Consider the following 8,955-nt stretch of genomic DNA (forward strand, 5'->3'; position numbering starts at 1 on the left):
AATGAGTTTTGAACTGATTTTAGTGATCGTCACCGCGGTGACCGGGGTGATCGCTTATGTTGATCGCATTATTTGGCGACCTAAACGCATGAAGTCGGTTACTCATCGACAGGAACCGATTATTGTCGAATATTCGCGTTCTTTGTTCCCGGTGTTTTTGGTTGTTCTCGTTCTGCGTTCTTTTATTATCGAACCTTTCCGCATTCCATCCGGTTCTATGTACCCGACGTTGGAAATTGGGGATTTCATCGCGGTCAACAAGTTTGCTTACGGCGTCAAACTGCCGGTTCTGCAAACCAAAGTGATTGAGATCGGTGAACCTGAGCGTGGCGATGTTGTTGTATTCCGTTTCCCGAAGGATCCGGATGTCGATTACATCAAGCGCGTCATCGGTTTGCCGGGTGATCGTATCACCTATATCGGGCGTACTATATTCGTTAACGACCAGCCGGTTGAGTTAAAGCCGATCGGTAAATATCACGGCTATGCTTCGGGTGCGGTAATGAACGGTGCTTCTGAAGTTGAAGAGACTTTGCCGGGTGGTAAGAAACACCACATTCTGTTGGATCTGGATAAAAGCAGTATCGATATGAATACCATTGTGGTTCCGGAAGGCCATTATTTCGTTATGGGTGACAACCGTGATCACAGTAACGACAGCCGTTTCTGGGGCTTTGTTCCTGAGAGGAACTTGAAAGGTAAGGCTTTCGGTATCTGGATGAACTGGGATGACGGATTGCATTGGGATCGCATCGGTAAGGGTATTGAGTAATGGCGTCCAAAAAACAGCCTAAAAAGTTGTCAATCGAACGTCAAGCCAAGCTGGATCAGCTGGCTAAAGCTCTAGGCTATCAATATCAGGATATCAACTATCTGGAAAAAGCTCTGACCCACCGCAGTGTCGGTGCGCAGAATAACGAGCGATTGGAATTCCTCGGCGATAGTCTGGTGAATTTTATGATTGCCGATGCCCTGTTTCACCAGTTCGGTAAGTTACCGGAAGGCGATATGAGCCGCGTCCGTGCCCATTTGGTAAAAGGTGATACGCTGGCACAGATCGGTCGTGAATACCAGCTTAGCGATTATCTAGTACTGGGACCGGGCGAATTAAAAAGCGGTGGTTTCCGCCGCGATTCGATTATTGCCGATGCCGTCGAAGCGATTATCGCTTCGGTATATGAAGACGGCGGTCTGGATGAGTGTCGTGCTTTAGTCGAGCGTTTCTATACCCAGCGCCTGCAAAAGCTGGACCCTAAAAAAGTCGGCAAAGATCCAAAAACCCGCCTTCAGGAATTCCTGCAATCGGTTAATGAACCGTTACCGGAATATAGCATTATCAGTGTGAACGGTGCGGCTCATGCTCAAGAATTTACCGTCTCTTGCTATGTTGCGAAATTAAACACCAAGTTTGAAGCGACCGCGTCTAGTCGCAGAAAAGCCGAACAAAAAGCGGCTGAAATTGCGTTGGAGCATCTGGGCGAGCTGTGAGAGCTGTGAGCCACAAGGTCTGATAAACAGACCTTTATTTGACTGAAAAGGATAAAAGTATGAGTTCAGACGATTTGAATCTGGATGATATTTTGGCGAAAGGTGCCCAAGATGCTGACTACAACGGCGATTATCAAGCTGGATTCGCTGCGGTAATTGGTCGTCCGAATGTCGGTAAATCGACTTTGATGAATGAGCTGCTTGGCCAGAAACTGAGCATTACTTCGCACAAACCTCAAACGACCCGTCACCGTATTCACGGTATCTTAACCACCGATGCCTATCAGATCATCTATGTCGATACGCCGGGTATGCATCTTGGCGGTAAAAAATCCATTAACGACTATATGAACCGTACCGCCAATAGCGCATTTGTCGATGTCGATGTGATTTTGTTTGTGGTGGAAGCCGGGCGTTGGACGGATGAAGATCAGGCGGTTGCCCGCAAGCTTAAAGGGGCGGATGCGCCGGTCATCCTGCTGATCAATAAGGTCGATAAATTCGAAAACAAGGAAGCATTGTTACCGTTTATTCAGAAGGTTTCTGAACAGTTGACATTCGATGCTCTGATTCCAGTGTCGGCCTATAAAAAAATCGGTTTACAGGCCATCACCGACGAAGTGTTGAAACGTCTGCCTAAACAGGCGGCGATCTTCCCTGAAGATTATGTAACCGATCGTTCGACGCGTTTTTTGGCGGCGGAAATTATTCGCGAAAAACTGATGCGTAACCTCGGTAATGAGGTGCCGTACGGTGCAACCGTGGAAATCGAACAGTTCAAATTCGATGAAGAAGAGGGACGCTGGTTGGTCAATGGCCTGATTCTGGTGGAAAGACCCGGACAGAAGCAGATTGTGATCGGTAAGAAAGGCGAGCTGATTAAAAAGATCGGTTCCGAGGCGCGCAAAGACCTGATCGCCTTGCTTGATGCCCGTGTTCACCTTGAACTGTGGGTCAAGATTAAAGAGAACTGGTCGGATGACGCTCGCGCTTTGGCCAGTTTGGGTTACGACGACAACTGATCCGGAGCCGACATGCTGGTTCAGGCCGAAGCCTTTGTGTTACATAGCCGTCCTTATAAAGAGACATCGGCGCTGGTGACGTTTTTCTCCGCGGAACAGGGCAAATTTAATGCTGTTGTGCGCGGAGTCAGAGGTGGTAAAAGCGCTTATCATAAAAACGCCCTGTTGCAAATGTTTCAGCCACTGAATCTGAGCTGGAAAGCGCGTAACAACCATAGTGATTTGGTTTCGCTACAGCAGTTTGAGAGTGCCGGAAGATCTTACGCTTTGCAAGGGGAAGCCAACTTATGCGGCCTGTATCTGAACGAGCTGCTATACCGCAGCCTTTATCCGCATTTAGCCGCCGAAACTCTGTTTGACACCTATAAACAAACGCTTGAGGCATTACAGTTAGCCGAGGACCGCCGTCATCAGGGCTGGGTGCTGCGGCGTTTTGAAACCGATTTACTCTGTGAAATGGGCGAAGAACTGGTCTATCTTGAAGATGCTTCCCATCAACCGATCCTGGAAGAGCAGATTTACTACTATCTGCCGCAAATGGGACCGGTGCCGGCTCAGCAGCTTGAACAGACCGGTGGGGCGGCGATCATGGGAAAATGTCTGCTTAGCCTGGGAGAAGGGCGCTACTGCGATGAATGTCTGGCCCAATGGCGAGATTTGATGCGTTTGCTGCTCAACCCTTATTTAGGCGATAAACCGATTATGGCGCGTCAACTGTTTCGCCGCCAGTCGCAAAACAAGCAAAATAAATCATAACAGTGTTGCCGACAGAGAACCAATCGGCGGAAACTCTCAAATAAAGGAACCTCAATGAATCCGATCTATTTAGGTCTAAATATCGACCACGTCGCTACTTTGAGACAGGCGCGTGGAACTTCTTACCCTGATCCGATCAAAGCAGCCTTGGATGCGGAAATGGCTGGTGCGGACAGTATCACTCTGCATCTGCGTGAAGATCGTCGCCATATTCAGGACAAGGATGTTGAGCTGATTTCACAACTTCGCCAAACCAAGGTAAATCTGGAAATGGCTGCAACCGAGGAGATGGTGTCTATCGCTTGTCGTCTTCATCCGGAAGATATTTGTTTAGTACCTGAAAAACGCGAAGAGTTGACAACAGAAGGCGGTTTGGATGTTGCGTCTCAAAAGCCTTGGTTGACGGAAGTTTGCTCCCGTCTGGCGGAGGCTGGTTGTCGGGTTTCTCTGTTTATCGATCCGGAAGAAGAGCAGATCCTAGCCGCGAAAGAAGTTGGCGCTCCAGTGATTGAACTGCATACCGGAACCTATGCCGAACTAAGCAATCCGCAAGAAGTCAAAGCCGAATTGCAGCGCATTCGTCAGGCGACCGAATTTGCCGTTGCGCAGGGATTGACCGTCAATGCCGGTCACGGTCTGCACTACCATAACGTTCAGGCGATTGCCGCTATCAAGGAGATTGAAGAGCTGAATATCGGGCATGCGATTATTGCACAGGCGATTTTCAGCGGTCTGCCGCAGGCGGTTGCCGAAATGAAACGTTTGATGGTCGAAGCCCGCCAGCAGGCGTACCTGGGTTAAATGATCGTCGGAGTCGGAACCGATATCGTCGATGTCGAGCGCATCGCCGGAGTCTATCGTCGCCAGGGCGAGGTGTTTGCACAGCGCCTGTTGAGTGATGAAGAATTGATCGAGTTCCAGCACAAAGTTCAGGGGGAACGTTTTCTTGCTAAGCGCTGGGCTTTGAAAGAGGCGGTTTCCAAAGCACTCGGTACCGGTATTGCTCAGGGCGTCAGTTTTAAGGAGATGCAGATCGATCATGCCGCCAGCGGCCAACCGTTATTGGTATTGAAAGGGCGTACACTTGAAGTGGCTGACGCCCTTGGTATTACCCATTGGGCGATCAGCGTCAGTGACGAAAAGCATCATTGCGTCGCCTTCGCGGTCGCCGAAAAGCGCATTTCCTGATTTTTCCTTCCCATTGATTTTGCGGATTTTATAACGCAGCTATAAGGTCTATTGATTTATGCGAAATACATCTTTCTTGGTCACGTTTGTGGCTCTTTCACTGGCGGTTGTCGGTTTGGTAATCGATCTGAAATGGTTATGGCTGGTGGGGTTGTTTGCTCTATCGGGAGCGGTAACCAACTGGTTGGCAATTCATATGCTGTTTGAAAAGGTTCCCGGTTTGATCGGTTCCGGTGTGATCTCGGCACGTTTTGCAGAGTTTAAGGCTGCAATCAAAAACCTGATGATGGAGCAGTTCTTCAATGAAGATAATATCGATCGATTTGTCGCCCAGTCGAAGCATAGGCCGTCGTTTAATCTGCAACCGGTTATCGAATCGGTCGATCTGACTCCGGCATTTGATCGCCTTACTCAGGTAATTATGGAATCATCTTTCGGTAGTGTACTGTCGATGTTCGGTGGTGCCGATGCTTTGCAACCGCTTAAAGAACCGTTCATCAAAAATATGCAGGCGTCTTTAATTGAAATGACTGAAGATGAGCGTTTTCATGAACGTCTTCAGGCGCAGGTTGATCGTCCGGATGTGATGGCCGATATCCGCAGTCAAGTCGAGGAAATTATCGATTCCAGACTGTCGGAGTTGACGCCGCATGCAGTTAAAGTGATGGTTAAGTTATTGATTGAAGAGCATCTGGGCTGGCTGGTTATCTGGGGAGCGGTTTTCGGTGCCTTCTTCGGCCTTTTATCGGCTCTATTGATCGGTGGTTAGATCGTTATGGCGGCGCTGATCGGTTTTCCTCTTTGGCTGCTGCTGGCACTCGGTGCCGCGGTTGTGTTTACCGATCAGCTCAAAGAAATGAAATCATGGATTCTGCCGCTGTTAATGTGGGTCATGCTGATGATGGGCATGACGCTACGCTGGCAGAACTTTGCTGCGGTATGGCGCAGGAAAATTCTGGTTTTTTACGGGGTCTTGCTGCAGTTCGTGTTTATGCCTTTGTTCGCCTGGTTACTGGCGACATGGTTGCAACTGCCACTTGAGTGGATGATCGGCATGATTCTGGTCGGAGTCACGGCCGGAGGAACCGCTTCGAATGTGGTGGCTTATCTAGCGAAAGGAGATCTTGCACTCTCAGTCAGTATGACTCTGGTTTCAACGCTGCTGGCAACCGCATTAATGCCGCTGCTGACCTGGGTTTATCTGCAGCAATCGATTGAAGTTCCAGTTCTTTCCATGTTGTGGACATTGGGAAAATTGATTTTATTCCCGTTGATTTTGGGCATGCTGATTGCTCATTTCTTTGAGAAAGCGATTGAGCGCTCAAGCCATCTTTTACCGCATTTAGCGCAATTTGCCATCGCTTTTATTATCGGTATTATCGTTGCGTTGAATCTGCCGAATTTGCATACCATCGGCAGTGCGCTGATCCTAGCGATTGTTTTGCATAATCTGCTTGGCTTAATGGCTGGATATTTCGGTACCCGTTTAATGGGCTATGACAGTGTTCTGGCTCGGACGGTCGCCATTGAGGTTGCTATGCAGAATTCCGGTTTAAGTGTCGCCTTGGCGATCAAATATTTTTCGCCGATGGCCGCTTTGCCCGGGGCACTGTTCAGTATCTGGCATAATCTTTCTGGTATGGCATTCGCCGCTTACTGGCGGTTGCGGGAAAATTCCGGCGGAAAAGCGCGACGATAAGCTGAGTGCTTTTCTCGCACAGGGTTTTTCATGTTTTGCCGAATGCAGTAAACTGATGAAATTGACTAGAGCTTTTCATTAGAGATAAGGACTTATGAGAAAGACAAAAAGGATTTTTTTATTCGGATTGCTTTGCATGTTGTTCTCCTCTTGGAGTTTTGCAGCGGAAGAGATCGAACAACCCGTGCAACAGGCGTTAATTGAAGCGGCGATTCAAAACGATTGGTTCAGCAAACGCTGCCGTGGCGTCAGTATCAATAAATATTTCAACGAGGTGAATCGTCTGTACATTGAACGTTATGGATTCAGTGCACATAATTATATCGAACGTTTTCAGAACATAGATTATTCCAGCTACAAAGAGAAAATAGAACAGGCAATGCAGCGTCGGTTAATTGAGTTCGGCGGTTGCCAGGGGGCGAAACGTCAGGACTGGGATCGTGACCTCAAGCAAGATTATAAAACCAGGTTTCGTCAGGTTGAGACTTCGGACTGGTTTCCTCAGCCTTAGAGAGTAGTTGTTTTTATGAGTGGATTTTTTTCGTCAGCGTCGGTGTTGATTACTCCGGAAGGTCGTCGTTCCTTGGAGAAAGAACTGGATCATCTGTGGCGCATAGAACGCCGTGAAACGACTCAGGCGGTAACCGAGGCGGCTGCTCATGGGGATCGTTCGGAAAACGCGGAGTATAAAGAAGGAAAACGTAAACTGCGCGAAATTGATCGCCGTTTGCGTTTTCTGCGTAAGCGGCTTGAGCAGGTTAAGGTTGTCGAATATTCCCCTCAGCAGGAAGGGAAAGTGTTTTTTGGTGCCTGGGTGGAGTTGGAAAACGAAGAAGGCGAGACGGCCCGCTATCGAATTGTCGGTAGTGATGAATTCGATCCGCAGAAAAACTACATCAGCATTAAATCGCCTATGGCACGGGCTTTGATCGGAAAGCAAGTGGATGATGAAGTGATAGTGCAAACACCAAGCGGTAAAAAACTCTGGTATTTGAACCGGATTGAATACGGAAGCTGGAAGCCTGATTGAATTAAGGTGGGTTTTCAAAAATAAAAAAGCAGGGATACACCCCCTGCTTTTTTATTTGTAGGAGTCATTTGAAGATTTAGCGAACCAATCCTTCTACCCAAGATTCCATTAACTCTTGTGCGACAGGGTTTGGCGCTTCCATAAAGTTAACCACGAATCGATCTCCTAAATCCGTCGCACCGATAGAGCGCGGGCGAACTGCAACCGGCGCCGCCGATGGAATCTGGAAGCCGAAGCAGAACACGATGTTTTGAGCATCCTGGATTTCCGGATTAATATCTCCATCGATGTTTTGTGTATGCTCAAAGTGGTTAAAACGCGCGATCATAACCGCTTTTGGGTGTTCAGTGATTTTAGCTTCCAAAGTATCAAGAATTTCGCTGACGCTTTGGCAATCGGTATCGCTCTTGGCAATGGTTAATGAAAAAACTGGATACTTGTCCTGAAATAGGCTCTTTTCCATCTCAAACTCCGTAATTTTGATGTAGCAATGATAAAAATAAAATTCTCCGGCTGGATATGTTTTCAGTCCGGCTGGCAGGGAAAGTTGCATCGAACTTTCCCTTGTTAAGCTTTATTAGCGGTATTGGCGCAGATAAAGTTTTTCGAAAATGCGTTTCGCAAAATGGAACAGGCGGCATGGTGGCAGCAAGGTCGCGCCTTTCTCGGTACGCTTAATAAAGATACCGTGAGTTAAGGTGTCGACGATACAGATCAGTTCGTGCTTGAAGGCAACGAAATCACTGCGACCCTGCAACTCTTTTACCAGATTCTCTGCCGCTGCTGCCGCTTGAAGGTCAGCTGCATGCGCTTGTTTTGCCTGCCAGTCCGGACCAGGGAAACTACCTGCATCTCCGGCAACATAGACTTTTTCGTAGCCTTCGACTTTGGCAAATTGGTCTGCGCGGATCATACCGCCTTCGGATTTCGGCAATTCCGAATCCGCTAACCATGCCGGACCGGTCATTCCCGGCATAAACAGGATTAGATCAGCTTCGATTTCACCTCCTTCGGTTTTGACTTTATTGGCTTCAAAACCAACCATTTTGTGGCCGACGTGAGTCTCGATGCCTTTTTTGTGCATCGATTTCATCAGATTAACCGGAACTTTGGCGCCAAGTCGTTTTCCTGGTTCCGGAGCCGGGTTGAAAAATACCAATTTGAATTTTTCACGGCGGCCCTGCTTTCTCAGTAGGTTATCGATACCGTACAGGAATTCGAACATCGGACCGCCACGCATTGCCGATGGCTCTTTCGGATTGCCGCCGAAACCGATGGCGATGGTACCGCTTTGCATTTCGTTCAGTCGATCACGAATTTTTTCAGCAGCCGAAATGCCTTCGCAAGGCGTAATTGCGTGCTCAATTCCAGGTAGTTTTTTGATAAAGCGTCCGCCTGAAGCGATGATTAAACCGTCGTTCTGGTATTCGCCCTGATCGGTGACAACCGTTCTGCCGCCGTTGGTTACATTCGTAACGCTGGCTTTAATATGCTGGACTTTTTGACGTCGGAAAAAGTTGCCTAAGTTAATTCTTAGATCGTCGCCTTTACGCATGCCGGACGGGATCCAGATTAAGCTTGGTAGATAAATGAACTCGTCTTTCGGCGAGATAACGGTAATTTCTGCATCCGGCGCTTGTTTCCGCGCTGTTTTGATTGCAGTCAAGGCGGCAAATCCGCTGCCTAGGATCGTAATGTTCATTTTTAACCCCTGAGTGCTGTGGTCTTAAAAAATAGACTGTGCCATTAAGCTAATAAATTTTATCTAGTAT

The 8,955-nt window shown here is 48.1% G+C and carries 12 protein-coding genes; 10 read left to right on the forward strand and 2 right to left on the reverse strand.

Annotated features, from left to right (window positions below; genetic code table 11):
- The first annotated feature begins 1 nt into the window (after position 1).
- From lepB to greB, 10 genes are all read left to right on the forward strand, one after another.
- Entirely contained in the window at positions 2-772 is a 771-nt protein-coding gene (gene lepB, locus H8792_RS06150; protein WP_185978062.1) for a signal peptidase I, read from the forward strand.
- Positions 772-1,488, forward strand: coding sequence for a ribonuclease III (gene rnc, locus H8792_RS06155; RefSeq protein ID WP_185978063.1), 717 nt, complete (start codon positions 772-774; stop codon positions 1,486-1,488). The genes lepB and rnc overlap by 1 nt, the downstream gene beginning before the upstream one ends.
- Positions 1,489-1,547: 59 nt before the next feature.
- Positions 1,548-2,510: a GTPase Era gene (gene era, locus H8792_RS06160; RefSeq protein ID WP_185978064.1), complete on the forward strand. Its 963-nt coding sequence runs from the start codon at positions 1,548-1,550 to the stop codon at positions 2,508-2,510.
- A gap of 12 nt (positions 2,511-2,522) precedes the next feature.
- A complete protein-coding gene (recO, locus tag H8792_RS06165) occupies positions 2,523-3,266 on the forward strand; it encodes a DNA repair protein RecO (RefSeq protein ID WP_185978065.1) in 744 nt (247 codons plus the stop codon).
- Positions 3,267-3,320: 54 nt separating this feature from the next.
- Positions 3,321-4,067: a pyridoxine 5'-phosphate synthase gene (gene pdxJ, locus H8792_RS06170; protein ID WP_185978066.1), complete on the forward strand. Its 747-nt coding sequence runs from the start codon at positions 3,321-3,323 to the stop codon at positions 4,065-4,067.
- On the forward strand, positions 4,068-4,454 hold the full coding sequence (gene acpS, locus H8792_RS06175; protein ID WP_185978067.1) for a holo-ACP synthase: 387 nt from the start codon (positions 4,068-4,070) through the stop codon (positions 4,452-4,454). It begins immediately after the preceding gene.
- Between the two features lie 58 nt (positions 4,455-4,512).
- Complete coding sequence (locus H8792_RS06180) at positions 4,513-5,223, forward strand: DUF445 domain-containing protein (protein ID WP_185978068.1); 711 nt, start codon at positions 4,513-4,515, stop codon at positions 5,221-5,223.
- A 6-nt stretch (positions 5,224-5,229) separates the two neighbouring features.
- Positions 5,230-6,153, forward strand: a complete 924-nt coding sequence (locus H8792_RS06185; protein ID WP_185978069.1) for a bile acid:sodium symporter family protein — start codon at positions 5,230-5,232, stop codon at positions 6,151-6,153.
- Between the two features lie 136 nt (positions 6,154-6,289).
- Positions 6,290-6,664: a hypothetical protein gene (locus H8792_RS06190; RefSeq protein WP_185978070.1), complete on the forward strand. Its 375-nt coding sequence runs from the start codon at positions 6,290-6,292 to the stop codon at positions 6,662-6,664.
- A 15-nt stretch (positions 6,665-6,679) separates the two neighbouring features.
- The gene (greB, locus tag H8792_RS06195) at positions 6,680-7,183 is read left to right on the forward strand and encodes a transcription elongation factor GreB (RefSeq protein ID WP_185978071.1); all 504 of its coding nucleotides are present in this window, start codon (positions 6,680-6,682) and stop codon (positions 7,181-7,183) included.
- A 76-nt stretch (positions 7,184-7,259) separates the two neighbouring features.
- Here the strand turns inward: greB and H8792_RS06200 are convergent, their stop codons facing one another.
- The gene (locus H8792_RS06200; RefSeq protein ID WP_185978072.1) at positions 7,260-7,646 is read right to left on the reverse strand and encodes a DUF6858 family protein; all 387 of its coding nucleotides are present in this window, start codon (positions 7,644-7,646) and stop codon (positions 7,260-7,262) included.
- Between the two features lie 114 nt (positions 7,647-7,760).
- Complete coding sequence (locus H8792_RS06205; protein WP_185978073.1) at positions 7,761-8,885, reverse strand: NAD(P)/FAD-dependent oxidoreductase; 1,125 nt, start codon at positions 8,883-8,885, stop codon at positions 7,761-7,763.
- Positions 8,886-8,955 lie beyond the last annotated feature (70 nt).

The sequence above is a fragment of the Thiomicrorhabdus heinhorstiae genome (genome assembly GCF_013391765.2).
GTDB classification, from domain to species: Bacteria; Pseudomonadota; Gammaproteobacteria; order Thiomicrospirales; family Thiomicrospiraceae; genus Thiomicrorhabdus; species Thiomicrorhabdus heinhorstiae.